This is a genomic window from Paraburkholderia sp. GV068 (assembly GCF_003058125.1).
In the GTDB taxonomy this organism is placed as follows: Bacteria; Pseudomonadota; Gammaproteobacteria; order Burkholderiales; family Burkholderiaceae; genus Paraburkholderia; species Paraburkholderia graminis.
This window is the reverse complement of sequence record NZ_QBUB01000002.1, coordinates 124,654-150,021: the sequence shown is the minus strand read 5'-3', so window position 1 is coordinate 150,021 and position 25,368 is coordinate 124,654. Positions and strand designations below refer to the sequence as shown.

Sequence of the window (25,368 nt, the reverse complement as noted above, 5' to 3'; positions counted from 1 at the left end):
CGCTCATGAACGGTCCGGCGCCGCTCGCGTTGAAGGTCAACGGCGCGACGCATGTCGTCTGCGCCAGCGCGGACACGCCTTTGCTTTACCTGCTGCGCAACGACCTCGCGCTCAATGGTCCAAAATTCGGCTGCGGACTGGGCGAGTGCGGCGCATGCACGGTGCTGCTCGACGGCATGCCGACGCGGGCTTGCGTGACGACGGCGAAGGTTGCGCTCGGCCACGAGATCACCACGCTCGAAGGACTCGGCACGCGTGCCGCACTGCATCCGGTGCAACAGGCTTTTATCGACGAACAGGCCGCGCAGTGCGGCTATTGTCTGAGCGGCATGATCATGACGACGAAGGCGCTGCTCGAGCGCGATCCGCATCCGAGCGTCGAGACGATTTGCCGCGAGTTGTCGCGCAACCTGTGCCGTTGCGGCACGCATGTCGAAATCGTGCGGGCCGTGCAGCGCGCCGCTGAGTTGCTCGCCATGCAGAAGCGCGTTCAAGAGACCGCTGATAAAGAGGCGAGCGCATGACGGGACCGGACTTCAGCGTCGATCGACGCGCGGCGCCGCCGTCGCGCAAACAGCTTTACGACGCGCAGAGCGTGCTGATCGTCATGCGGCCGCCGCAAGCACCGGTTCAACCGGCGGCCGGTCAGCCGGGCTCCCGGTCGTCGTTCGTGCCCACTGACGCCGACATGTTCCTCGCCGTGCGCGACGACGGCAGCGTGATCGCGTTCAACGGTCACGTCGATCTCGGCACGGGCATCGGCACCGCGCTTGCGCAGATCGTCGCGGAAGAACTCGATGTGCCGTTGACGCGCGTGTCGATCGTGCTCGGTCATACGAACGAGACGCCGAATCAGGGGCCGACGATTGCCAGCGCCACGCTTCAGATAACGGCCGTGCCGTTGCGGCACGCCGCGGCGCAGGCGCGGCAATGGCTGGTTGAGCAGGCGGCGCTACGGCTTGGCGTTGACGTGGAAAAGCTCGATGTGCGCGATGGCATCGTGTTCGAACGCGACGATGCAAATGCAAGTGGGAGTGCAAAGCGCATCGCCTACGGCGAACTCATCGCGGGGCAACGCATCGAACTCCAGTTGACTACCGACGCGCCGCTCAAAGACCCGACCGCATACAACGTCGTCGGCAAGCGCGCGCCGCGTGTCGATATTCCCGCGAAGGCAACGGGCGAATTGAGCTTCGTCCACGATGTACGCGTGCCTGGCATGCTGCATGGGCGCGTCGTGCGTCCACCATATGCGGGCATCGCGCAGGGCAACTTCATTGGTAACAGTTTGCTGCGTGTCGATGAAGAGTCGATCCGCGACATGGCCGGCATCGTCAAGGTCGTGGTGATACGCGACTTCGTCGGCATCGTGGCGGAGCGCGAGGAAATCGCGCAGCAGGCCGCGAAGCGGCTCGACGTGCAATGGAAAACCACCGAAGCCTTGCCGCCGCTGGATACCAGCGAGGAAGTCGAAGCCGCATTGCGCGCGAATCCTGCGAAGCGGCGCGAGCTTTTAATCGACGGCGATGTCGACGCCGCGCTTTCACGCGATCCGGCTCGCACGCTGAATCGCACGTACGTATGGCCGTTTCAGATGCATGCGTCGATTGGACCGTCGTGCGCGGTGGCCGACTATCGCGACGGTGCGTTGAAGGTATGGTCCGGCACGCAGAATCCGCATTCGCTGCGCGCGGACCTCGCGTTGCTGATGGGCATGAACGAAGCGCACATCGAGATCGTGCGCATGGATGCGGCCGGCTGCTACGGCCGCAATTGCGCAGACGATGTCGCCGCCGACGCCGCGTTGCTCTCGCGTGCGGCCGGCGCGCCGGTGCGCGTGCAACTGTCGCGCGAGGACGAGCATGCGTGGGAGCCGAAGGGCGCCGCGCAATTGATGGACGTGCGCGGCGCGTTGAGCGCCGAGGGCGAACTCGTGGCTTACGACTTCGCCACGCGTTATCCATCGAACGATGCGCCGACGTTGGCGTTGTTGCTGACCGGCACGCTGTCCGGCGAGCCGCAGGTGTTCGAGATGGGCGACCGTACGGCCGTGCCGCCGTATGACTACGAGGCGATGCGCGTCGTCTGCGACGACACGCCGCCTATTGTTCGCGCGTCGTGGCTGCGCGGCGTGTCGGCGTTGCCGAACACTTTCGCGCACGAGTCGTTCATCGACGAACTCGCGGTGGAAGCGGGCGCCGATCCGGTCGAGTTTCGGCTGAAGCACTTGCGCGACCCGCGCGCGGCCGATCTCGTGAAAGCGGTGGCCGAGCGCGCGGGCTGGCAGCCGCGCGTGCGCGAAGCCACTGACGCTGAGGCTCACGAACGAGGCGAACAAAGCGACCAAGGCGACATCGCACGAGGCCGCGGTATCGCCTACGCCCGCTACGTGCACAGCAAATTCCCCGGCTTCGGCGCCGCGTGGTGCGCGTGGGTCGCCGACGTCGAAGTCAATCGCCGAAGCGGCGAACTCGCGGTGACGCGCGTCGTGGTCGGCCAGGACAACGGCACCACGATCAACCCGGACGGCGTGCGTCACCAGATTCACGGCAACGTGATTCAGGCGACGAGCCGCGCGCTGAAAGAACGCGTGACGTTCGGCGGCAATGCGGTGACGAGCCAGGAGTGGGGCGCGTATCCGATTCTCACGTTTCGCGAAGTGCCGGTGATCGACGTCGTGATGATGCCGCGTCACGGCGAGCCGCCGATGGGCGCGGGCGAATCCGCGTCGCTGCCCGGCGCGGCGGCGATTGCCAACGCGTTGTACGACGCGACCGGCGTGCGTTTTCGCAGGCCGCCGTTCACGCCCGAAAGGATTCGCGCGGCGCTCGCCGATGCACAAGCCGAGAAGGCCGCCGCGCGCAGGAAAAAGCGCTGGCGGCTCGGTTTTCTAGGGGCGTTCGCGGCCGGCGCGGCGGGCTGGCTCGGCGCGTTGTCGCTGGCGCCGTCCGCGCTCGCGCCGATCATGCCGCCGCTCGCGAGCGCCTTCGCGCCGGAGCTAATCGCGCGCGGCAAGGTGCTCGCGTCGCTTGGCAATTGCGCGGTCTGCCACACCGCGAAGAACGGCGTGCCGAACGCGGGCGGCAAGCCGCTCGAGACGCCTTTCGGCACCGTCTACAGCACGAACATCACGCCGGATGTGCAGACGGGCATCGGCGCATGGTTGCTCGAAGCGTTTGTCCGCGCGATGCGTGAAGGCGTCAGCCGCGACGGACATCGGCTCTATCCGGCGTTCCCGTACACGTCCTTCAAAAATACTTCCGACGACGACCTCAACGCGCTCTACGCGTATCTGATGTCGCAAACGCCTGTGCGTTTTCGTCCGCCGGAAACGAAGCTGCCGTTTCCGTTTAGCGCGCGTCCGTTGATGGCCGCATGGAACGGCCTCTTTCTCGGACGCAACACGTTCACCGCCAGCGCGACGCAAAGCGCGCAATGGAATCGCGGCGCGTATCTCGTCAACGGGCTCGGGCATTGCAGCGCGTGTCACACGCCGCGCAATGCGTTCGGCGCCGAGAAAAGCGGCGCGGCCTTCATGGGCGGAGGCAGCGCGGAAGGCTGGGAAGCGCCCGCGTTATCGTCGCTGTCGAACGCGCCGGTGCCGTGGACCGAGGACGAGCTGTTCCGCTATTTGCGCTTCGGCCATGCGCCGCTGCACGGCGTCGCGGCGGGACCGATGGCGCCCGTCGTCGCCGATCTCGCGGCGCTGCCCGACAGCGATATTCGCGCGATGGCGACGTATCTCGCGTCGCTCGCGCCAGTGGAACCGAACGTCGATGTCGCGGCGATGGCGCGGCAATACGAAGCGGCGAGCACGATCAACGGCGCGCCGTCCAGCGTCGGCGCGCGGCTTTTCGACGGCGCTTGCGCGGCGTGTCATCACACCGGCAGCGGGCCGCAACTGTTCGGTGCGCATCCGTCGCTTGCGCTCAACACGAACCTGCATGGCGCGACGCCCGATAACTTGATCCGCGTGATTCTCGACGGCATCGGCTCGCCTGCGCGGCCCGAACTCGGTACGATGCCGGCTTATCGCGACAGTTTCAACGACGCCCAGGTCGCCGAGCTGGTGTCGTATCTGCGGCAGCAATTCGCGGGCGGCAAGCCTGCCTGGCAGAATGTGGCGGCAAGCGTCGCGAGGATTCGCGCGACGGCGAGCGCGGAGTGAGGGCAAGAACGAACGCAACAGTAAGCGCAAGAACGAACGCACGAGCCACCGCCCGCCCGGCCGCTTGAACACCGCCGCAACGCCTGATAGAACAGCCTGTTAGAAGACCAACGCATTCCCGCAATCCCATTGATACGGAGAAACGCATGACCACGCGCGCACGATGGATCTCTCGCCTGACGCTATCGACGGTTGTTTCATTCGCCGCCCTCGGCGCCAACGCCCAGCAGACCATCAAGATCGGGGAAATCAACAGCTATAAGGCGCAGCCGGCCTTTCTCGGGCCTTACAAGAACGGCTGGAATCTCGCGCTGGAACAGATCAACGGCGCGGGCGGCGTGCTCGGCAAAAAGCTCGAAGTCGTTTCGCGCGACGACAACGGCAACCCCGGCGACACCATTCGCGTCGCGCAGGAGCTGATCGCTCGTGAACAGGTGCAGTTGCTGTTCGGCGGTTTCCTGTCGAACACCGGCCTCGCGCTCACCGATTTCGCGAAGCAGAAAAAGGTCTTCTTCCTCGCCGCCGAACCGCTGACGGACAAGATCGTCTGGGCCGACGGCAACAAATACACGTACCGTCTGCGTCCTTCCACGTATATGCAGGTCGCGATGCTCGTGCCCGAAGCGGCCAAGCTGAAGAAAAAGCGCTGGGCGCTTGTCTATCCGAACTATGAGTATGGGCAGTCGGCGGTCGCGACGTTCAAGAAGCTCCTCACCGCCGCGCAGCCCGACGTGCAGTTCGTGGCCGAACAGGCCACGCCGCTCGGCAACGTGGATGCGGGCGCGGTCACGCAGGCTCTCGCCGATGCGAAGCCCGACGCGATCTTCAACGTGCTGTTCGGCGCCGACCTCGGCAAGTTCGTGCGCGAGGGCAATACGCGTGGGCTCTTCAAGGACCGCACGGTGGTGTCGCTGCTGACGGGCGAGCCGGATTATCTCGATCCGCTGGGCGCCGAAGCGCCGGCCGGCTGGATCGTGACGGGCTACCCGTGGTATTCGATTGACACTCCGGCGAACAAGAAGTTTGTCGACGCCTATCAGGCGAAGTATCACGACTACCCGCGGCTCGGCTCGGTGGTCGGCTACTCGGCGCTGATGTCGATCGCTGCGGGCATCAAAAAGGCCGGTTCCGCGGATACCGACAAGCTCGCGGCCGCGTTCAAGGGCCTCGCCGTCGATACACCGTTCGGGCCGATCACCTATCGCGCGCAGGACAATCAGTCGACGATGGGCGCTTACGTCGGCGTGACCGGTCTGAAGGACGGCAAGGGCGTGATGACGTCGTATCGCTACATCGACGGCGCGAGCGTGCAGCCGTCGGATGCCGACGTGAAAAAGCTGCGGCCCGGCGAGTAAGCAGGCGTCGGCGTCGGCGTCGGCCTCGGCGGCTATTCCTCCGCGTCGTGCTCCGCCACGAAGCGCCGCAAGTAAGCCAGCACCGCCGCTTCGACCGCGCGATGGTCGGCGGTGCTTTTCGAGCCCGCGTTCTCCTCGTCGCCGAACAGCGACGATGGCGCGTCGTGCACGTCGATTTCCTGCCCTTCGCGGAAGATGCGAATTTCGTGGACGTCTTCCGCGTATTCCGCGATCCAGTGAACGCCTTCGATATGCGCGCCTGCGCGCACGGTGGGGATCTTCATCAGTGTCTCCCATTCGGACCGGTCCAGTGCGCCGACCCTTGACCACACCATACGCCGTCCCCGTGAACGGCGCGAGTCCTGGCGAAGTGTCCCGGCGCTGCGGCACAGCCATTGCTTCACTGCATGGGCCACAGTCAACCGGAGAACTGTCATGCCCGAGAAGAAAACCCTCAAGCGTGCGGAAGCCGACAAACGCGCCGGCAAGTCGGCGAGCACGCAAGCTGGAGAGTTCGTCAAGGAACAGGTGGACAAGGTGCGCGCCGGCAAGCACGGCGTGCGCTCGCCGAAACAGGCGATTGCGATCGGATTGTCGGAAGCGCGTCGCGCGGGCGTCGATCTAAAGGCGCCGAAGAAGGGCAGCACGAGCGAGGCGACGCGCAAGAAGGCGGAGAAGGACAGCGCCGCGGGACACAAGAAGGGCGCCGCGAAAAAGACCGCCAGCAAGGAGTCGACGGCGAAGCGCTCGCGCACGACCACCAATGTGCTGAAGCGCGAAAGCAAGGCCGGCGCATCGCACTCGGCGATGTCGAAGCAGGCGAAGTCGGCGGCGGCCAAGCGGCCGGCCGCGAGCCGCTCGGCGGCGGCGAAGAAGGCTGCTGCGACGAAGGGCGCAGCCGGACGTTCAGCCGCGGCGAAGAAGGCGGCGCAGACACGCGCTGCGCGCGCGCATCAGCATCACTGACGGCGGACGGCGCGCGAGTCGCGCGCCGTTGTTCGCTGTCGCCTTACTGCACCGTGGCCAGCACGTCGCCGACCGTCTTGAAGAGATGCGCGATCTGCTTTTCGTTGATGATGAGCGGCGGCGAAAACGCCAGGATGTCCCCCGTAAAGCGCACCAGCACGCCCGCCTCGAAGCATTTGACGAACGCCTCGTAAGCGCGCGCGCCCGGTGCGCCGTCGCGCGATTCGAGTTCGATACCGGCGATCATCCCAAGGTTGCGGATGTCCTTCACATGCTTCGCGCCGCGCAGCGAGTGAACGGCGGCTTCGAACGTCGGCGCGAGCGACGCGGCGCGTTCGAACAGGCCCTCGCTGCGATACAGGTCGAGCGTCGCGATGGCGGCGGCGACCGCGGCCGGGTGCGCCGAATACGTGTAGCCGTGGAACAGCTCGATCGCGCCTTGTGCGCCGCCGTTGACGATCGTGTCGTGCACCGTGCGGCTCGCCGCGACCGCGCCCATCGGAATCGACGCGTTGTTGATCGCCTTCGCCATCGTGATCAGGTCGGGCGTCACGCCGAAATATTCGCTGGCCGTGGCCTTGCCGACGCGGCCGAAGCCCGTGATCACTTCGTCGAAAATCAGCAGGATGCCGTGCTTCGTGCAGATGTCGCGCAGCTTCTGCAGGTAGCCTTGCGGCGGAATCAGCACGCCCGTCGAGCCGGCGACCGGTTCGACGATCACCGCGGCAATCGTCGACGCATCGTGCAGCGCGACGATGCGCTCCAGTTCGTCCGCGAGATGCGCGCCCCACGCCGGCTGACCCTTCGAGAACGCGTTCTGCTCGAGATTGTGCGTGTGCGGCAGATGATCGACGGCCGGCAGCAGCGCGCCGGAAAACGTCTTGCGGTTCGGCGCGATGCCGCCGACCGAAATGCCGCCGAAGCCCACGCCGTGATAACCGCGCTCGCGGCCGATCAGGCGCGTGCGCTGCGCTTCGCCGCGCGAGCGGTGATAGGCGAGCGCGATTTTCAGCGCGGTGTCGACGGATTCGGAACCCGAGTTCGTGAAGAAGATGCGGTCGAGCCCTTCGGGCATTAACTCGGCGACCCGCGTGGCCGCTTCGAACGCGAGCGGATGGCCCATCTGGAACGTCGGCGCGAAGTCCAGCGTGGAAAGCTGCTTCGTGATCGCGGCGACGATCTCGTCGCGGCTGTGGCCCGCATTCACGCACCATAGGCCCGCGCAGCCGTCGAGCACTTCGCGGCCGTCCGTGCTGCGGTAGTACATGCCTTTCGCCGATTCCAGCAGGCGCGGCGCGGCCTTGAACTGGCGGTTGGCGGTGAACGGCATCCAGAAAGACGACAGATCGTCGATGACGGGGCGCGAAGTCATGGGTTTCTCCTCGAAGTGGTTTCCCAAGAGGGACTTCCTTTGGGCGTCCCCCAAGAATAGTTGCTTCGGGGCGTCTGCCAAGGGGACTTCCTTTGGGCGTAGCCAAAACTGTAGCGTTCGCGGTTTAATGGCGGCATAAACAGTTGACGCGGTGTCGCGCTAACTGTGTTGGTGGATCGGCGGTAACTGTGCCGACGCGATCCGCTTCGGGCCGTGCGTCGCGGCCGGCTTTTTCGTTCCGAGTCCACATCCCCGACCATGATCGAATTGAATCTCGAGCGCGACCGGCGCGCCGCTCCCACGCTCGTCGACCAGGTCGTGCAAGGCTTCGCGCAAGCCATCGAAGCGCAGTCGCTGCGCGCGGGCGCGCTGCTGCCGTCGGTGCGGCAACTTGCGCAGACGCATGAGTTGAGCACCTTCACGGTGACGGAGGCGTACAACCGTCTGGTGTCGATGGGGCTCGTGGTCGCGCGGCGCGGCTCCGGTTATCGCGTGGCGGCGCGCTCGCCTGCGCCGCGAGCGGCCGTGACCGACTGGCAGCCGCCGAGCCTCACCGCGACCTGGCTTCTGTCCGACGTATTCGCCGATCATTCGGTGCCGATCAAGGCCGGCGGCGGCTGGCTGCCGAATGAATGGATCAACGAGACCGGTTTGCAGCATGCGTTGCGCGCGATGAGCCGGGTGCCTGCCGCGCGGCTCGGCGATTACGGCCATCCCTACGGCTTCGCGCCGTTGCGCGAGCGCATCGCCGAGCAGCTCGACCGGCGCGGCCTGCCCGTCGACGTGTCCAACGTGCTGCTCACGCAGGGCGCGACGCAAGGGCTCGATCTGATCGTGCGCACGTTGCTGCGCGCGGGCGACGCGGTGATCGTGGAAGATCCCGGCTATTGCAACCTGCTGCAGATTCTCAAGCTCGCCGGACTCGTCGTGCATGGCGTGCCGCGCACACCCGCGGGCGTCGATACGGAGGTGCTCGAAGCGCTCGTCGGGGAGCACAAGCCGAAGGCCATTTTCGTCAACACGACGCTGCAGAATCCGACCGGCGCGACCTTCGGCATGTCGGCGGCGTTCCGCCTGCTGCAGATCGCGGAGCGTCAGCGCATGTGGGTGATCGAGGACGACGTGAGCCGCGAACTGGCGCCGTCCGGCGCGCCGCTTTTTGCCGCGATGGAAGGCTTGCAGCGCGTGCTGTATGTGGGCGGTTTTTCGAAGACGGTGACGCCGGGGCTGCGCTGCGGCTACGTGGTCGCGGAGCGCGCGGTGCTGCGCGAACTGGCGCGCACGAAGATGGCGGTGGGCTTGACGTCGTCGGAGGCGATCGAGCGGATTGTCGATAAGGTGCTGCTCGAGGGCCGCTACGCGCGTCACGTGGAAGCGGTCAACGAGCGGCTCAAGCTCGCGCATGGCACCGTCGAGGAGCGGCTCGACTCGCTTGGGCTCGAAGTGTTTCATCGGCCGCGAGCGGGGTTGTTTCTGTGGGCTCGCCTGCCGATTGATCCTGCGTCTGCCGGCGACGTCGCGACGGCCGCGCTCCAGCACGGCATCTGGCTTGCGCCCGGCTCATACTTCCGGCCGGACGACGCGCCGAGCGCATGGTTTCGCTTCAACGCCCCTTATTCGACCGACGATGCGTTGTGGCGCTTCATCGAGCGAGTAGGACGCGGGGCGGTTTAGATGCGCATCGCCTGGCGCCCCTCTCACACGCTTACGCGGGGGCTGCGTCCAGCAGCTTCAGCGCGATCGGATACAGCGAAAGCACGAGCAGCAGCGCCATCGTGATGTTAAAAGCGCGCAGACGCCTCGCGTCGGACAACACGCGCCGCATCGCGGTGCCAAACCCGGCCCACAGGCAGATGCACGGAAAGCCGATCACATAGAACACCGCCGCCATTGCCACTGCGTTCATGCTGTAGCTCTCGCTCAGATGGATGGTCGTGGCCGCAGTCAGCACCATCATCCACGCCTTCGGATTGACCCACTGAAACGCGATGGCTTCATAGAACTTCATGGGCCGGCGCTCGCCCTGCCTGACCTTCAGTTCGCCCGACGTGCCGATTTTCCACGCGAGATAAAGCAGGTAGGCGACGCTCGCCACTTCGAGCACCGTGTACAGCACGGGGAAATGCACGAAGGCTTCGCCGAGTCCGACGCCGACCGACAGCATCAACAGCACGACGCCGGCGCTGATGCCTGAAATGTGCGGCAAGGTGCGACGAAAACCGAAGTTGACGCCCGACGCGAGCAACATCGTGTTGTTCGGGCCAGGCGTGATGCTGGTGACGAGCGCGAACAGGATGCCGGCGGGCAGCGCGCTGAGCGTGAGGTAGGACATGGCGGGCTCCGGAACGAGGCTAGAAGATTTTGACCATTCTAGCCAGCGTTGCCGGTACAGTACCGGTACGGATTGTGGGATGATATCCGGTACAGAGAACGTGGCTTCCGCGACGTACGATTCAATCGCGTGAAAGCGTAGGGCGCTTCATACGCATCAGCTCGGTCACCTCATGCCGATCATCCGCGGATGTAATTGGAACAGTCAGCCATTTGCCGTCGGGGTAGGCGCGGGCTTCATCGTAGAGCTTCACCAACTGTGGGCTCCAGAAGTAACGCCGCGCCTCGAACTTCTCCCGTTCAGCTCGCCCCAGGACCACGAGAACCGACAACAGCCTGTATGCGGGCAACAGCGTGCAGAGCGCCTTGGTCTTCCGGTAGCGCAGCGACCAACCGCGCTTCTTGCCGCCATATAGCCAGTCTGGCACAAAAACACCGGGATACGATGCGTCGATCCAGCTCCGCAGTTCGACCCAATGCTCGAAAGCCTCCGGCCCCATCCAGTCGCGGATAGTGCGCTCGTCGGGCTGCGAAGATTTGTCGGCGATTCTGTCGCCGATCTCAGTGGACTCGTTCACGTTTGCTTTCCTCTTCATCTGCATGGGTGGAATGCTTCGCGCGGTACCGTTAATCGCGGTATCGAAAGTTCATCCAGGTCACGGCTTCTGAGCGTTAGCCCACGAGGCCTGAATGGACGCCACAAGGAGAGAAAGCGATGCAGCCAGTAGAACGACATCTTTGAGAAGGAACTGGCCAGGCAAGGCTGAAATTGCAGGAAACCCACCCGCCGTCGCTTCGGCTACGCCTGGCGTGCTCAGGAAGAAAGTCAGCGTGATGAAGTAGGTCGCGGCCGACATCGCTGCACCCAATGCGGAGAAAACGGGCACGAAGGCTCCGATAGTCAGCGCTGCCGCAGTCGACAGTTCGAGTACGCCGATAACGTCGCTTGCCCCTTGAATTCCGAACAGGGAATGCAACCAGCTCATGATCGGGCTGTGCATAATGAACGGAGCGATGCCGTTGGCTTCGTAGGCGGTGAATTTCATTGCACCGAACCAAAGAAAGACGATGACAAGCGCCCATCTGAGTAGAGCCAGACTAGAGAGCGATCCTGCGCTTTTCTCGGCGATTTGAAGACGGAGCTGATCTGTGGGAATAGACATTTTGGGTTTCCAATTCAGGTTGTGGGTCGGTCATCAGGAGCCTTCACTTTAGGCTTGCCCGATGCGGGTTTCGAGACTGCAATTGCTCAATAAAATGCTCAAAAGGATCAAAAGAACGCGGGGCTGCGTGATGTGTCGCAGGAGTCTTGATGAGATCCCGCACGGGAATTTTCAGGTGAGCAGTTTCCGGTACTGGACGAAGCCCGAGCGATGTCCGACGCTTTCATAAAGCCGCATGGCGGCAGAGTTCGTTCGGTGTGTCAGCCAGTGCACACGCGCCGCCCCGCGACGTTTCGCGTCCGCATAAACATGCTCGATCAGCGCGCGGCCGATGCCGCCGCCACGCACATCGGCTGCCACAAACAGGTCCTGCAGATAGCAGTAGTTGGCTGTTGTCCAGGTGGATCGATGGTAGATGGAATGCACCAGCCCGAACGCGTGTTCGCCCATCATGGCAAGCGCCGCATGCATCGGCTCCAACGGGTCCACGAAGCGTGCCCATGTTTCGAGCGTCACCGACTCGGGGATATTCACTTCGTAGAATCGCTGATAGCCTTTCCACAGAGGAAGCCAAATATCAAAGTCGTTCTTTTCAATGGCTTTGATCTCAACCGATAGCATAGATTTTCTCCTGGCTTGCGCGAGTACTTCTCACGCTATTCGCCTATTCGCCGATGCGTTTAACACCGTACTTTTGATAGTAAGTGTTCCTGATTTCATCCTGAGTTCGAGCAGGCTCCGCGAATACATGCGCCGGCGACAGCAGCGGAGAGATCGAAAGCGTTTCGATCCTGACGACGTGATCGACGGGGTACTCGGGGCCGTTCGTCGAGCGGACCCAGTCCGCGATCATCGAGTACTCGTCATCGCCTGGCGGCAGGATCGACGCATGACCTTTGAATCGATAACCGCGCCTCTCGAAGATGTCGATTACGTTGATCTCGACGGCGGGCTTGCGTTTCAGGTTTCGTATCGTCGCGGGCGAGGCGATATCGGCGAAGTAGAGAACACCGTTCCTGACTGTCAACGATGCCTTCGGCGAAAGATTCGGCGTTCCATCGTCGTTGACCGTCGCGACGAATGACAATATCGCCCGCTTGATGATCGCCTCTGCGTCGGCGTTGATTTCGATCACGGAGATCCTCGCTTGAAAAGAATGTGAGCGGCTTTATGCTTCGCTATACAGAACGTTTCGACAGCCTCGCTTCAGGCCGCGGTCACTGCCAACCCGCGCTGCACCGCCGGGCGCGCGAGACCGCGCTCGAACCAGCGCTCGACATGCGAGAAGCGGTCGAAGCCGACAAGCTCACGCGCTTCATAAAAGCCGATCAGGTTGCGTACCCAGCCGAGCAGTGAAATATCGGCGATGCTGTACTCAGCGCCCATTACCCAGTCGCGGCCCGCGAGCCGTTGGTCGAGAACACCGAGCAGCCGCGCTGATTCCGCGACGTAGCGATCGCGCGGGCGCTTGTCCTCATACGCTTTGCCGGCGAATTTGTTGAAGAAGCCAACCTGGCCGAACATCGGCCCGACACCGCCCATCTGCCACATCAGCCACTGGATCGTTTCGTAGCGAGTAACGGGATCGGTGGAAAGGAGTTGCCCGGTCTTCTCGGCGAGATAGATCAGGATCGCTCCCGATTCGAACAATGCAAGCGGCCGTCCACCGGGACCGTCGGGATCGAAGATCGCCGGAATCTTGCCGTTCGGATTGAGGGCGAGAAAAGCCGGGTCATGGTGCTCGTTTGCCATGATGTCGATGCGGTGCGCCTCATACGCAAGACCCGTTTCCTCAAGCATGATCCCGACCTTCACGCCGTTGGGCGTCGGTAACGAAAAGAGCTGGAGCCGATCAGGGTGCCGCGCCGGCCAGCGCGTGAAAATTGGATGATCGAGTGTCATGCTTGTTCTCCTGGGTAAGCCAGCGGGGCGGAGCCGGGGTATGGCCGGCTCTTCCGCCTCGTTTCCCAATTCCCTCGCAGACGAGGGAATAAAGTTCAGATCGAGCCGGCCGGCGTAACCGGGGGAAAGTCCTTCTCGGGATCGAACACGTTATTGAAAAAGTTCGTCAGCGAGTACATGGCCACCAGCGCGACGATCTCCATTACGTTTGCATCCGTGTAGCCGGCATCGCGGACGGCTTTCAGATCGGCGTCGCTGACTTGCCCGCGGGTCTCGATGACCTTGCGCGCAAACTGAACCGCGGCGTCGCGCTTCGGGTCGGCAGCATGTCCTTTGCGGGCGAGGATGATTTCATCGGCCGACAGCTTCGCCATATGCTCGGCGGTAAAGCTGTGCACCGTCAGGCAGTAGTTGCAGCCGTTCACCTCGGAGACAACGAGACCGATGCTGTCACGCGTCTTTACGTCGAGTGCTTTGCTCAGCGAACCGAGCAGCGTGGCCCATGCGTTGAACGCGATCGGGCTTTGCGCGAAGCTCGACATCATGTTCGGCGTGAAGCCGATATTTTTGGTGAACGCGTCGAGCGTCGGCTTCGAATCGGCCGGCACCTGTTCCGGCGTTAAAGTAGTAGTCCTTGCCATCGTAGTCATCCTTAATTGCTGGTTTTACAGATTGAGAACGGTCATTGGGAGACCATCCGTTGGTTTGCTTCGCGCCCAGGTTGCGGATCGAAGCGGTTTTGCCCTTCAAGCAGGCGACACCTTGTGCCTGTCTTTCACTCATACCAGGTCCAGCACTTCGGCCACGGGACGGCGCGGCTTCTGCGCCCAGTTTCCGGCTCGCTCCACGCCTACGGACAACAGCAGAACCGGTACTTCGTCCGCGGCCAGTCCGAACTCGCGGTGTACGCCTTCGTCATCGAAACCGATCATCGGCGTAGAACCTAGGCCCATCGAGCGGGCCGCATAGATCATCGCCGCCGCGCCGAAAGTGGCGGTGCGCACGGCCTCGTCACGACGGCGCTGCGGGTACGCCATATACAGATTGCGTGCGGGGATTTCCCATTCCGGCACCATGGTTGCCGGCATGACGCCCGCTTCCACCAGCGGCGCGAGACGCTCCGGTATCACATTCGTTTCGACCAGTTGGCCGCAGACGATGAAAGTGACCGCTGCATCTTTGACCGCAGGCTGGTTCCACGCAATCGGGCTCAGTCGCGCCTTGGCTTCGGGCGTACGTACCGCGATAAAACGCCAGTTCTGCAAGTGGAAGGATGTCGGCGCACTCGTACCGATCCGCACGAGCTCGTGGATCTGTTCATCGCTCAAGGTCGCGGCTGGGTCGTAGTACTTGGCCGCGCTGCGGCTCAGAATGCATTCGATGACGGGGTTGGTCGGGTTGATTTCGGTTTTCATAAGGATTCCTGTGTGTAGGAGGGTAGGTTCAGGCGTACGAGTGCCCGCGCTCCACGCGGAGCGCAAAGCACATGTCATTCAAATCAGGAGATCAGATACCGGCTCGCCCAGGTCGAAATCATTGCGGCGGCATAGTCGGCGTCGGCGCGGCGCGTCAGCAGGTGGTCCGCGTTGTCCAGCGAAATAAAGCTCTTGGGGTGCTTCGCAGCCGCAAAAATACGCGCGGCGTTCTCGATGCCCACTGTCGAATCCAGTGGCGAATGCAGCACCAGCAATGGGATGCGCAACCCGGCGATTCGCGACTCGAGGTTGTGACACGCCAGGTCGTCGACGAAACTCTTGCGCACGACGAACGGTCTGCCAGCCAGCAGTACTTCCGCTTCGCCGTGCGCCTCGATGGTTTCAAGGCTTTGCGGTGCGAACTGATGCAACACATGGCGCGTATCGAATGGAGCAGCCAGCGTGGCCACCGCACGAATGCCCGGCATCTGGCCCGCGGCCATCAGGACGGCTGCGCCGCCGAGGCTATGGCCGACCAGGATCGATGGCGGCTTGCCGTCGCTGGTCATCGCGTTGCCGGCCGCAACCAGATCGTCCACGTCAGCGGCGAAAGTGGTGTCGGCGAAGCTTCCACCGCTATTACCCAATCCGGCGAAGTCGAAGCGCAGCACGCCAATGCCGTGAGCGGCGAGCGCTCGTGCGACGCGACTGGCGGCGAGGCTGTCCTTGCCGCACGTGAAGCAGTGGGCGAGGATGGCCCAGCCACGCGGCTCGCCGTCCGGCAATTCCAGCCTGCCGGCGAGACGGTAGCCGTGCGGTCCGTCAAATTCGAAAGCTTGTGCGCTCATAAGTCGGTCTCTCTCGTATCAGCGTGCGTTGCGTCGATGCTGTGTCAGGCGGTTAGGAGCCTCCACTTTAGGCCTCGTCGATGCGGCTTTCGAGACTGGATTTGCTCAATAAAGTATCCAAAAGGATCAAGTCGACGTGAAGCGATGATTCGGGACCGGCACCGGGACCGCTATTGGCCGTTGCGCGCCAGCCGCCGCCATTGCCCCGGCGTCATGCCCATCCTCTCGGTGAATACACGGCGGAATGACGACACCGATTGATACCCAACCGACTCGGCCACGGCCTCGGTGGTCATCATCGGTTTCTTTAACTCGTTGGCAGCGAGGCTCATCCGGATATCGGTCAACAGATCGACGGCCGAGCACCCGAGCGTGTCCTGAAAGTGCCGCATGAAAGTGGCGCGCGACATGCTGCATAAGTCGGCTAGCTCAGGCAGGTTCCAGGGCCGCGCGGGATCGGCGAACATGGCTGAAATGGCCGGCGCGAGTCGCGGATTGCCGGCCAGTGCCAGCAGGCCCGCCGGGGCTTCTTCGGATTCGCTCGCCTCGCGCAACACGAGCGTGAAGAGCGCCGAGGAGAGGGCGTTGACGATCGCGTATCCGCCGACTTTGTCACCCGTCGACTCTTCGCGCATCATCCCCACGAAGCTCGCCAGGTGGTTCGGTGCAGACCCCACATCCTTTTCACCGTGACCTTCCAGGGTCCGGACGACGACATTCGTGGGCAGGTAATTGCGGATCAGCCGATCATGAGGCGGCCCGATCAGAAATCGCCCGCACAGCATGTCAAGACGCTCGCCCTGGCCGTCGTTCTCGCTGAACATCAAACCGGCGGAATCACGGCGTTCGCACGTAGGTCCGGGCGCATGTCCGCTGCCGTCGTGCAGCACGTGCGCCGAGCCGTGAGGCAGCAGCACGACATCGCCGGCTACCAGTTCGCGCGCCGTGTCTGTCTCGGGGTCCTCGATGATGGCCCGGCCCTTGAGCACGACGTGATAGGGAACCTCTTGCGCGCTGGCCTGCGGCCAGGCCACGCGCCAAGGCGCACCATACGCGCAACGGACTTCCAGCCGGCCCGTGATGGTGATCATTTGCAGCAGGTGGCTCAGCCAATCGACTTGAGACATAGGGCTCCGTTAGGCTTCGGCATGGAGAAGAGCGTTTCAGTGGCCCGCGCTTTGTCCGCCATCGACGTGCAGGATTTCTCCAGTAATGAACGGCGCCGAATCGAGAAAGACGACAGCGTCGGCGATATCGCGTGTTTCACCCAGGCGCCCGATGGGGTTGAAAGCTCGCAGCGCTTCATGGATTTCAGGCGCGTGCATCGGCGTGTCCATGTTGCCGGGCGCGACGGCGTTCACGCGAATTCCCTTCTTCGCGTACTCGATTGCCAGCGACTTCGTGGCCGCGTTGATGCCGCCCTTCGTCAGCGCCGCGAGGACCGAGTAGACCCCGCTGATTGCGACCTGATCGATGCTGGCCGTGATGCTCACCACATGACCACTCGAATGCTTTTCCATCTCGGCGATCGCTAGCTGCGTGATGTAATAGAAGCCCGCCATGTTCACGTTCATCACCGCCGCATAGTCTTCCGCGGTGTGTTCGGTAAAAGGCTTGCCGATGTAGATGCCGGCGTTGTTCACGAGCGTATCGATCCGCCCGAATCGTGCGACGCCCTCGGCGATGACACGTCGCGCGGTTGCCGGGTCGCCGATGTCGCCGGCTACCGTCAGCAGGTTCGCGTCGTCCGATGGTTCGATCGAACGCGAGGTGGCAACGACGGCACAGTCGAGTTCGAGAAACGCCTGAACGATCGCGGCGCCCATCCCGCGCGAGGCGCCGGTAACGACGACAACCTTTCTCGATGTACTCATACATGTGCTCATACTTTAGTACTTTTCAAAAGGATGGTTTCTCGGGGAATCCAGCTACTGCGGAAGCCAGGATCATGCGGTGGCGATTGAGCGGCACTTGCGATCGATACACACGCGGACGAAATATCGAATCCCCGCGGCGTATCGGCTTACCGGACAGCACGCAAACGGCATCCACACGCGCGACACAGATGCCCCAGACCTGGGCCGCGCAATGACCCGAACAAGGATCGCTCCAGCATACGCTGATCGTTGTCGACGACAGCTTTTCCACGATTGAGACGCGCAAGGACGAACGTTCCTGATAAGTTACCGGCTCGACGCTTGTTCAAGCGAGGTCTGCACGAGGCTGACCATTGCCGGTTCGATCGTCGCGACGAGCGAGCGGCGAAGTTCGTTGGCGCGAGCCTCATCGATAAACGCTGTGCCTTGCAAAGGCAGGTAGTGGACTGTATTGAGACCGATGCAGCCGAGTACGGCGGTGAGGTAAGGCGTCAGGAAATCCGGCTGATTGGCTCGCTCACCAGCGAACACGCCACCCGAAGCGATCGCGACGAACACGGGGCGGTCCTGAAGCATTCCCACTTTGCCGGCTGGTGTCGACTTCATCGTGCGGCCCACACGGAGGATCTGATCGATCCACGCCTTCAGAACGGACGGCACCGTGAAGTTGTTCATCGGCGTGCCGATGACAACGACATCGGAACGCTCGACTTCGTCAATGAGTTGCTCGGCGAGCACTAGCGCGTCGGCGGAGCGTCCAGCCGCGGCCAGCGACGCGGGCGTCGCGAGCGCGGCGGCATAGTCGGCGCCCGCGTGAGGTATCGGTTCATAGCCCAGATCGCGGCGGCTGATACTCGCGTCGGGGAGGATCGAGAGGAGCTTGTCGACGACTGCCGACGATAGCTGCCGGCTGTGCGACTCGCGTCGCGGACTGCAATCGATGTGCAGGATATTCATGCGGCTTTCTCCAGCAGCTTCACAAAGGCAATGGCGGAATCGGCCACCTGTTCCCGCACATCGCCGGTTCTACTAATCATCAGACGAGCGCCAGCACATCGGCCACGGGACGGCGCGGCTTTTGCGCCCAGTTTCCCGGACGCTCCGCGCCTATCGACAACAACATCACCGGCACTTCGTCGTCGGCGAGTCCGAACTCGCGGTGCACGGCTTCGGCATCGAAACCGATCATCGGCGTCGAACCGAGACCCAATGAACGGGCCGCATAGATCATCGCCGATGCGCCGAAAGTGGCCGTACGTACCGCCTCGTCGCGCCGGCGCTGCGGGTGCGCCATGTACAGATCGCGTGCGGGGTTTTCCCATTCCGGCACCATCGCGGCGGGCATGACGCCCGCTTCCACGAGCGGAGCGAGGCGTTCCGGTATGACGCTGGTATCGACCAGTTGTCCGCAGACGATGAACGTAACCGCCGCATCTTTGATCGCGGGCTGATTCCACGCGATCGGGCTAAGCCGTGTCTTGGCCTCGGGCGTACGTACTGCGATAAAGCGCCAGTTCTGCAAGTGGAACGATGTCGGCGCGGATGTGCCGATTCGCACGAGTTCGCGGATCTGGTCGTCGCTCAACGTCGCAGCCGTGTCGTAGTACTTGGCGGCGCTGCGGCTCAGGATACATTCGATGACTGCATTGGTCATGGTTAATCCTATGGGTGAATAGATAGTTCGATATGCGAATTATTACCCGCTCGAATCGGTCGATCGGGCATGGCCTGGTATCTCCCTATTGGGCTCACATTTCTACCTGCTATGGTGGGAATATTCTGTACCATCGATGGTACGAATAGAAGAACCAAGATTCCCCATTTTCGTGTGTACCAAGAACATGCATCCAGACCTGAAAATTCGGCTCGACCGGACAGCGAAGCTGCCCCTCGCAGAACAGATTCGTGCGAGCATTAGCAGGACCATAGAGGCCGGGCTGCTCGCACCCGGCACGCGGCTGCCCTCGTGGCAGGACCTGGCGGCGCAACTCGGTGTGGCGCGCGGTACGGTTCAAGCGGCCTATGAACGGTTATGCGACGCGCAGATGATCGAAACATTCGGGGCGGGCGGCACCCGCGTCGCCCCGCGGCCGCGCGTGGTGGCGACTCAGGCGCAAGCGCCGCAGCTCGGCGCCTTTATGCGGGCTTATGAGGAGATGAACGCCGGGCCGGCGATCTTCCAGCTCGGCATTCCGGCGTTTGAAGGTCTGCCCGAACAGCTTTTTGCGCGCGCGCGTTCTTCCAATCTGCTGAAGACCGGATGCTTGTCGTCGCTGCTCTATCCCGATCCGAGAGGGGAGTTCGAACTGCGCAGAGAGATCGCGGGCTATCTGTCCATCGCCAGAAACGTCCACTGCTACCCGGAGCAGATCTTTATCACTTCCGGATACAGCGCCGGCTTGGGCCTCGCACTGCGAGTGCTAGGTCTGGAAGGCAGGAAGGTCTGGATGGAAGAGCCCGGTTTCATGGTCACGCGCAAAGGCCTGGAGCTCGCGCGTTTGAACATAGTGCCGGTCCCGGTGGATGCAGAAGGCCTCAACGTAGGCTATGGCATCGAGAACGCCGCGGACGCCGCGTTAGCAGTCGTGACGCCAGGTCAACAAGCGCCACTCGGCTCGACGCTGTCGCTCAGGCGGCGGCTTCAACTGCTCGAATGGGCAGCCTCGAGCCACGCCTGGATCATCGAAGACGATTACCTCGGCGAGCTCCAACTGCAAGGCAGGCCGGCACCTGCGCTCGCGTCGCTGGACGAGGGCAAACGGGTCATTCACATCGGTTCGTTCAGCAAGACGATTAGCCCGGGGCTGCGGCTTGGATTTGTCGTCGCGCCGAACGAACTGGCCAACGCATTCGCCGAGGTCGCCGCAACGCTTGCCCCGGCGCCATCGCCAGTCATTCAGCTCGCCACAGCGCAATTCATGCGTGACGGTCACTACATCCGGCGCGTGCGCCGGCTCAAGCGTCTTTATTCCGCCCAGCGCGACGCGCTATGCGAGCAGTTAAGAATGCGCGACGCGGAGTGGGTCAATGCCGGCCTGGCAGTCCTTCTCCGACTCCCCGACGGCGCGCCCGACGTGCGGATCGTTCGCGAAGCGATGACCGTCGGCATGGCGCCATCGCCGTTGTCCGTGTGGTTCGCGACTCCGTCGTGGACATTACCGGGGCTTTTGCTCGGCGTTGCGACGGCGCCTGAGCAGCACCTGGCCACGTCGTGTCAGCGACTCTTTGAGATCATCGACCGATATCGCTGACGAGATGCACACCGAAGCCGAGTACACGATAAATAATCGCCCTTCCCATTTGTTGTAATTCTCATACAGCGTTTAGAACGGGCAATTGACAGTTTTTGTAAATTAAGTAATTCGACGGCAAAAAAATATCAGTCGGAGCTTATCGCGGCATTCATTCAATTCGCACCGAAGATCGCCAATGCTGTTCCAGAAATGCCGAAACAATCCAGCCGGCCAGACGGTTTGCCATCACCGGCGGTTCTGCATCGGCGTCCGGTTGTTTAAAACACACGTCGGCCACGCACGCCCGCCACGCCGTCATCTGGCGGTCACGAGGCCGATGCCAGGTAGTTGCTCGAGACCATTCAATCCTGCCCCGATTGTTAAATAAACAATACACGTCGTTATTCTGTGGATTTACGTAGACAAATAAATGGCCATATGCCAAAGTCCCGCCGAGCACTTGCCTTACCAACCGTTACAGCGCTGTGACGTGTGTTGCCGCATTGGACAAAAGATAGTGCTCGCAGAGTTTTCGAAAAGAGATACTGACGATTGTCGGAGAGTCCGTGCCACGCGGACGCACCGATAGCGCAACCGAACAAACCGAACGACCGAACAAGCGGCTTGGTGAGGGCACGGCAATATGAGCACCCAGAGGCTAACAGGCCATCGATACGGCCAAAAACAGGTAGTCAATCTACTTCAATCAGCATTCCCACGCGCTCCTTGCGCCGGCCGCTGAGCAATTTTCGGCCTGCTACTTCGCGTCTCGATGCCAACGGTTAATGCCTCCTTGCATGTCGAGGACGGGTCTGCTGCGCCCGTGCTTGCACGCCGTGTCGTGCAACGAGCATGCGTCGCGCAGATGCCGCCGGGTTTCAGCGCAACGACCGTGAAGGCCATGCCGCCCAAGTGCTAATGAAGGATGACACCCCATGCGTGTGCTGATAGTCGAAGATGATCCCGTTCACGCGAAATCCGCGGCGCGGGTCGTGGAGCCCCTCGGGCACGAGATCGTCGAGGTGAGTGACGGCGAGCAGGCGGTCCGCCTGCTGCGCTCGGAGCCGTTCGACCTGGTGATTGTCGACTGGCTGCTGCCCAGAATGACCGGTTTCGAACTGCTTTACTGGATTCGCCGCACGCTCGGCGCATCGCCTGCCGTGCTGTTCGTGACCAGCAAATCGCTCGAAGACGACGTCGTGCTCGCGATGGAAGCGGGCGCCGACGACTACCTGGTGAAGCCGTTTCGCGTCGCAGAACTGGTGTCGCGCGTGAACGCGCTGCTGAGGCGCGCAACGCGCGGCAACGAGCACGGCGGCCTCATCTGCGCGGGCGAGTATGTGCTCGATTCCGTGGAGCGCACCGTGTCGCTGCGCGGTCAACGCATCGAACTCACGCCGAAGGAATTCGATCTCATCGCGTTCTTCTTCAACAATCTGGGCAAGCTGTTATCGCGCAAGGTGGTGAGCATCAGCACGTGGGGGCGTGAACTCGATCCGGCTTCGCGTACGCTCGACACGCACATCTATCGCGTGCGCCAGAAGCTTGCGCTCGCACCTGAAAACGGACTGCGGCTGAGTTCCGTCTACACGCACGGTTATCGTCTCGAGGCCGTGCCGGCGCGCACGCTTCATCCCGCGGCGCCGAGCCATCATTCGCCTGCGCAACCAATGCAGGCGGCGCAGTGGGCGCCGGCCGGACTCGCCTATGAGTAAGCGGGCTAAGCGGCCGAAGCGGGCGGCCTGTGAGCGTGTCCGGCCAACTGGACAGCCGGTCAGCAATCTCGCGGGCGCACGCTGATGCACGCCGACGACAGTCCCGCGCCCGTCGACATGGCGCGTGAATGCCTCGCGCTCGGCGTGTTCCTCGTGCTCGTATGTGTGGCGTTGACGATGTCGGGCGTATTGCGCCGCGCCGATCTGTTCTTCTTCGACATCGCGCAGCCGCGCCTTCAAAGGCCGTCGCCGGAGAAGATCGTGCTGGCCGCCATCGACGACGCGAGCGTGCAGGCGCTCGGCGGATGGCCCGTGCCGCGCAAGGACTACGCCGCGCTCATCGACCGGTTGACCGCCGCCGGAGCCGCAGCCGTGGGACTCGACGTGGCCATGACCAACCACGGAAGGCTCCAGCCGGCCGGCGACCAACGACTCGCGGACGCGATGAAGCGCAATGGCCGCGTCGTGCTGCCGGTGGTGGTTGTCTCGGGCGACGCCGATACAGCCGGCATGCCGGAAGTCATCGAACCCGTCGCGCCGATGGCCGAGGCGGCCTTTGCGCTTGCCGAAGCCAACGCCGCACCGGACGCCGACGGCGCCACGCGCAGTTTCTATCTACAGGAAGGTCGACCGTCCGCCGTCTACGAGCACATGAGCGTGGCGCTGCTGCGTACCGGCGGTTTGTCTGTCGCGCGATGCGGCGAAGCGCCGGCACGCGAGGCCAGCCGCTGGTTCAGCGCGTGCCGCCGCTACGTGCCGCTCGGACGCGAGCGGTCGTACGCGTCGTATTCGTTCGTCGATATGCTCGAAGGCCGCGTGGCTTCGAGCGCGTTGAAGGACGCGGTCGTTATCGTCGGGCCGACGGCGAGCGCCGCCGACACGCATTTCGTCACGCCGGGCCGCGGACGGCATCTGCTGTCGGGCGTGGAGTTTCTCGCCGAAGCGACGAGTGCGCTCGCGAGCGGCTCGTTCGTGCGTGCAGCGCCGACAGCCGCTCAACTTCTGTTCAGTCTGTGCATGCTGCCGTTGCTGTGCGCCGCGCAGTTCACGCTAGGACCGCGCTCGGGGTTGATCGCCGCCGCGGCGCTCGCACTCGCGGCGTGCATCGCGTCGCTCGTGCTGCTCGACACCATGCACCTATTCTTCTTTCCAGGCACCGCGGTGACCGCCTGTCTCGTGGCCTATCCGGTCAGCGCGTGGCGGCGGCAGGAGGCGCTGTTACGCTATCTGAGCGAGGCGGCGGCGCGCGCAATGGCAGAGCTTGGCTTCCCCGGCGAGCCGCTCATACATCGACCCGCGATCGACCCGCTGCATCGCCGCGTCATGGTCATGAGCGCTGTCGTCGCGCGGTTGCGGCGTTCGGCGTCTTTCATCTCCGAGTGGATGAACAGCCTGCCCGAGGCGACGCTCGTGGTGGCGTCTTCGGGCGTCGTCATGCTCGCGAACCGGAAGGCCGTCGCGCTGTACGAGTCCGACTCGCACGCGCCAGACTCGCCCCGGCGTCCCGCAGGCCGGCTTGCGACGGATGTCGTGCGCGACATGACGGCCTCCGAGCATGCCGTCGAGTACGTCCAAAGAGCGCTGCAACGCCTTGCCGAGACCGCGCGTTCCGAGCCGGCTACTCGTGCCGCAAGTGAGAGCAGCGCAGCATCGCGCGTGGAATCTGCGGCACAGATGGACGGCATCGAAATTGTCGACGCAAAACGTCGTTCGCTGCTCATCAAGTGCGCGGTGGTGCCCGCGCTGCATGCGCGCGACGCTGCGCTCATCTTTCATGTGGCCGACGTCACGCCGATGCGCATCGCCGAACGTCAGCGCGACTCGGCGCTGCGCTTCCTGTCGCACGACATCCGCTCGCCGCAAGCCGCAATACTTGCGTTGATCGAGCAGCGTCGCCATGCGGGCGGCGATCTGCCGGAGTCACGCTTCGTGGAACTCGTGGGCCACTACGCGCAGTGGTCGCTCAGCCTCGCCGACCAGTTCCTGTTGCTCGCGCGTGCCGAAGGCCGGCCGCCCGCAGCGAGCACCGTCGATCTGGCCTTGCTGCTGGGCGACGCCGTCGACGATCTCTGGCCGCAGGCCAGCGCGAAGCAGACAGCCGTGCACCTCGCCGCCGAACCCGGCATGCTGGTAGTGGCCGATGCGCCGCTGCTGCGCCGCGCGTTCGCCAATTTGATCGACAACGCCATCAAGTTCAGCCCACCGGGCGCGACCGTCAGAGTGGCGGCAGGTGAGCGCGGAGAGCGCTGGGCCGTGACCGTCGCCGACACGGGCAGCGGCATACCGGCCGATCAGATACCCAACCTGTTCACGGAATTCTTCCGGCTTCCGTCGGATCATCCGGCGACTGGACACGGGCTCGGGCTCGCCTTCGTCAAGCATGTCATCGACACGCTCGGCGGGCACATTGATGTCGAAAGCGAAGTGGGACACGGTTCCCTCTTTACGCTTCTATTGCCGAAAAAATCCGGCTCGCCTGAATAACAGTCATTCGCTGATAGCGCCAAATGCGCGCGCCGGCGTTTCCTGAAGAATCTTCAATAGCTTTGAAAAACCTTTGGGACAAACCGGATCGCGCCGCGATATATGGCGCGGTACGCCAATTGCATCTTGCGCTTAAAGAATTCGCATTTCGATCGGTTCGAGAATTACGGATAAACAATCAGTCCGCATTAATCCGGCTGCACAAAAAAACGTCAAATGTGACATGCGCCGGCCTGTTTCTTGACTTTCCCGGCGCCCGACGAGGCAGGCCAGCCGTGACTGTCGGCATGCCCGTTCAACTTTGTCACATTTCAGTGACAATTGTTCAATATTGTCCGCTCTCTTTTCCATCGGCCTATCCCTTACTCTATGTTTCACCGGGTTCTCGCCTGATTCAGGTAACGGAATTACGACAACCAGCGCTTAAAAAATACGCAATCGATCGGATTGCCGGTATTTTTGCTCGCCCCTGTCTGACGTTATTCGTTCGACTCGAATTATTCGAGGCGAGGACCTCATTCATCGATAACAAACGGTTA

24 protein-coding genes are annotated in these 25,368 nt (G+C 62.9%); 8 read left to right on the top strand and 16 right to left on the bottom strand.

Going from position 1 to position 25,368, the window contains the following annotated elements; genetic code table 11:
• The first annotated feature begins 5 nt into the window (after positions 1-5).
• The 3 genes from C8K18_RS05575 (at position 6) to C8K18_RS05565 (ending at position 5,523) form a co-directional block, all read left to right on the top strand.
• On the top strand, positions 6-524 hold the full coding sequence (locus C8K18_RS05575; RefSeq protein WP_107706900.1) for a (2Fe-2S)-binding protein: 519 nt from the start codon (positions 6-8) through the stop codon (positions 522-524).
• The gene (locus tag C8K18_RS05570) at positions 521-4,168 is read left to right on the top strand and encodes a molybdopterin cofactor-binding domain-containing protein (protein ID WP_107706899.1); all 3,648 of its coding nucleotides are present in this window, start codon (positions 521-523) and stop codon (positions 4,166-4,168) included. Before C8K18_RS05575 ends, C8K18_RS05570 begins: the two co-directional genes overlap by 4 nt.
• A gap of 146 nt (positions 4,169-4,314) precedes the next feature.
• A complete protein-coding gene (locus tag C8K18_RS05565; RefSeq protein WP_107706898.1) occupies positions 4,315-5,523 on the top strand; it encodes an ABC transporter substrate-binding protein in 1,209 nt (402 codons plus the stop codon).
• Positions 5,524-5,555: 32 nt separating this feature from the next.
• Here the strand turns inward: C8K18_RS05565 and C8K18_RS05560 are convergent, their stop codons facing one another.
• Complete coding sequence (locus C8K18_RS05560) at positions 5,556-5,807, bottom strand: hypothetical protein (RefSeq protein WP_006049586.1); 252 nt, start codon at positions 5,805-5,807, stop codon at positions 5,556-5,558.
• A gap of 151 nt (positions 5,808-5,958) precedes the next feature.
• Here C8K18_RS05560 and C8K18_RS05555 point away from each other — a divergent pair, with 151 nt between their 5' ends.
• Positions 5,959-6,489 (top strand): DUF6496 domain-containing protein, encoded by a 531-nt coding sequence (locus tag C8K18_RS05555; RefSeq protein WP_006049585.1) that lies wholly within the window; start codon positions 5,959-5,961, stop codon positions 6,487-6,489.
• 43 nt (positions 6,490-6,532) lie between these two features.
• Here C8K18_RS05555 and C8K18_RS05550 read toward each other — a convergent pair whose 3' ends face one another.
• Positions 6,533-7,861: an aspartate aminotransferase family protein gene (locus tag C8K18_RS05550; protein ID WP_107706897.1), complete on the bottom strand. Its 1,329-nt coding sequence runs from the start codon at positions 7,859-7,861 to the stop codon at positions 6,533-6,535.
• A 258-nt stretch (positions 7,862-8,119) separates the two neighbouring features.
• On the opposite strand from C8K18_RS05550, the gene C8K18_RS05545 reads away from it, so the two are divergent.
• Positions 8,120-9,535, top strand: a complete 1,416-nt coding sequence (locus C8K18_RS05545) for a PLP-dependent aminotransferase family protein (protein WP_107706896.1) — start codon at positions 8,120-8,122, stop codon at positions 9,533-9,535.
• A gap of 31 nt (positions 9,536-9,566) precedes the next feature.
• Here C8K18_RS05545 and C8K18_RS05540 read toward each other — a convergent pair whose 3' ends face one another.
• The 14 genes from C8K18_RS05540 to C8K18_RS05475 form a co-directional block, all read right to left on the bottom strand.
• The gene (locus tag C8K18_RS05540) at positions 9,567-10,193 is read right to left on the bottom strand and encodes a LysE family translocator (protein WP_107706895.1); all 627 of its coding nucleotides are present in this window, start codon (positions 10,191-10,193) and stop codon (positions 9,567-9,569) included.
• A 121-nt stretch (positions 10,194-10,314) separates the two neighbouring features.
• Positions 10,315-10,794, bottom strand: coding sequence for a DUF3788 domain-containing protein (locus C8K18_RS05535; RefSeq protein WP_374709728.1), 480 nt, complete (start codon positions 10,792-10,794; stop codon positions 10,315-10,317).
• A gap of 54 nt (positions 10,795-10,848) precedes the next feature.
• Positions 10,849-11,355: a YkgB family protein gene (locus C8K18_RS05530; RefSeq protein ID WP_006049580.1), complete on the bottom strand. Its 507-nt coding sequence runs from the start codon at positions 11,353-11,355 to the stop codon at positions 10,849-10,851.
• Positions 11,356-11,526: 171 nt separating this feature from the next.
• Positions 11,527-11,976 carry an N-acetyltransferase gene (locus C8K18_RS05525; RefSeq protein WP_006049579.1) on the bottom strand — a complete coding sequence of 150 codons (450 nt, stop codon included), beginning with the start codon at positions 11,974-11,976 and terminating at the stop codon, positions 11,527-11,529.
• 43 nt (positions 11,977-12,019) lie between these two features.
• Complete coding sequence (locus C8K18_RS05520; RefSeq protein WP_006049578.1) at positions 12,020-12,490, bottom strand: pyridoxamine 5'-phosphate oxidase family protein; 471 nt, start codon at positions 12,488-12,490, stop codon at positions 12,020-12,022.
• 71 nt (positions 12,491-12,561) lie between these two features.
• Positions 12,562-13,257 (bottom strand): glutathione S-transferase N-terminal domain-containing protein, encoded by a 696-nt coding sequence (locus C8K18_RS05515; protein WP_006049577.1) that lies wholly within the window; start codon positions 13,255-13,257, stop codon positions 12,562-12,564.
• A 95-nt stretch (positions 13,258-13,352) separates the two neighbouring features.
• On the bottom strand, positions 13,353-13,898 hold the full coding sequence (locus C8K18_RS05510; protein WP_107706894.1) for a carboxymuconolactone decarboxylase family protein: 546 nt from the start codon (positions 13,896-13,898) through the stop codon (positions 13,353-13,355).
• A 138-nt stretch (positions 13,899-14,036) separates the two neighbouring features.
• On the bottom strand, positions 14,037-14,672 hold the full coding sequence (locus C8K18_RS05505; protein WP_107706893.1) for a nitroreductase family protein: 636 nt from the start codon (positions 14,670-14,672) through the stop codon (positions 14,037-14,039).
• 83 nt (positions 14,673-14,755) lie between these two features.
• Positions 14,756-15,520, bottom strand: coding sequence for a S9 family peptidase (locus C8K18_RS05500; protein WP_006049574.1), 765 nt, complete (start codon positions 15,518-15,520; stop codon positions 14,756-14,758).
• A 170-nt stretch (positions 15,521-15,690) separates the two neighbouring features.
• Entirely contained in the window at positions 15,691-16,647 is a 957-nt protein-coding gene (locus C8K18_RS05495; RefSeq protein ID WP_029966769.1) for an AraC family transcriptional regulator, read from the bottom strand.
• 36 nt (positions 16,648-16,683) lie between these two features.
• Positions 16,684-17,394 (bottom strand): SDR family NAD(P)-dependent oxidoreductase, encoded by a 711-nt coding sequence (locus C8K18_RS05490; protein WP_107706892.1) that lies wholly within the window; start codon positions 17,392-17,394, stop codon positions 16,684-16,686.
• A 25-nt stretch (positions 17,395-17,419) separates the two neighbouring features.
• Complete coding sequence (locus C8K18_RS05485) at positions 17,420-17,683, bottom strand: DUF3331 domain-containing protein (protein ID WP_081652980.1); 264 nt, start codon at positions 17,681-17,683, stop codon at positions 17,420-17,422.
• A 20-nt stretch (positions 17,684-17,703) separates the two neighbouring features.
• Positions 17,704-18,354 carry an FMN-dependent NADH-azoreductase gene (locus C8K18_RS05480; protein WP_107706891.1) on the bottom strand — a complete coding sequence of 217 codons (651 nt, stop codon included), beginning with the start codon at positions 18,352-18,354 and terminating at the stop codon, positions 17,704-17,706.
• A gap of 79 nt (positions 18,355-18,433) precedes the next feature.
• The gene (locus tag C8K18_RS05475) at positions 18,434-19,051 is read right to left on the bottom strand and encodes a nitroreductase family protein (protein WP_107706890.1); all 618 of its coding nucleotides are present in this window, start codon (positions 19,049-19,051) and stop codon (positions 18,434-18,436) included.
• Between the two features lie 187 nt (positions 19,052-19,238).
• Between C8K18_RS05475 and C8K18_RS05470 the strand changes: the two genes are divergently transcribed.
• From C8K18_RS05470 to C8K18_RS05460, 3 genes are all read left to right on the top strand, one after another.
• Positions 19,239-20,648 (top strand): PLP-dependent aminotransferase family protein, encoded by a 1,410-nt coding sequence (locus tag C8K18_RS05470; RefSeq protein WP_107706889.1) that lies wholly within the window; start codon positions 19,239-19,241, stop codon positions 20,646-20,648.
• Between the two features lie 917 nt (positions 20,649-21,565).
• Positions 21,566-22,345, top strand: a complete 780-nt coding sequence (locus tag C8K18_RS05465) for a response regulator transcription factor (protein WP_107706888.1) — start codon at positions 21,566-21,568, stop codon at positions 22,343-22,345.
• Positions 22,346-22,429: 84 nt separating this feature from the next.
• Positions 22,430-24,829 (top strand): CHASE2 domain-containing protein, encoded by a 2,400-nt coding sequence (locus tag C8K18_RS05460; RefSeq protein WP_107706887.1) that lies wholly within the window; start codon positions 22,430-22,432, stop codon positions 24,827-24,829.
• Positions 24,830-25,368: the final 539 nt, after the last annotated feature.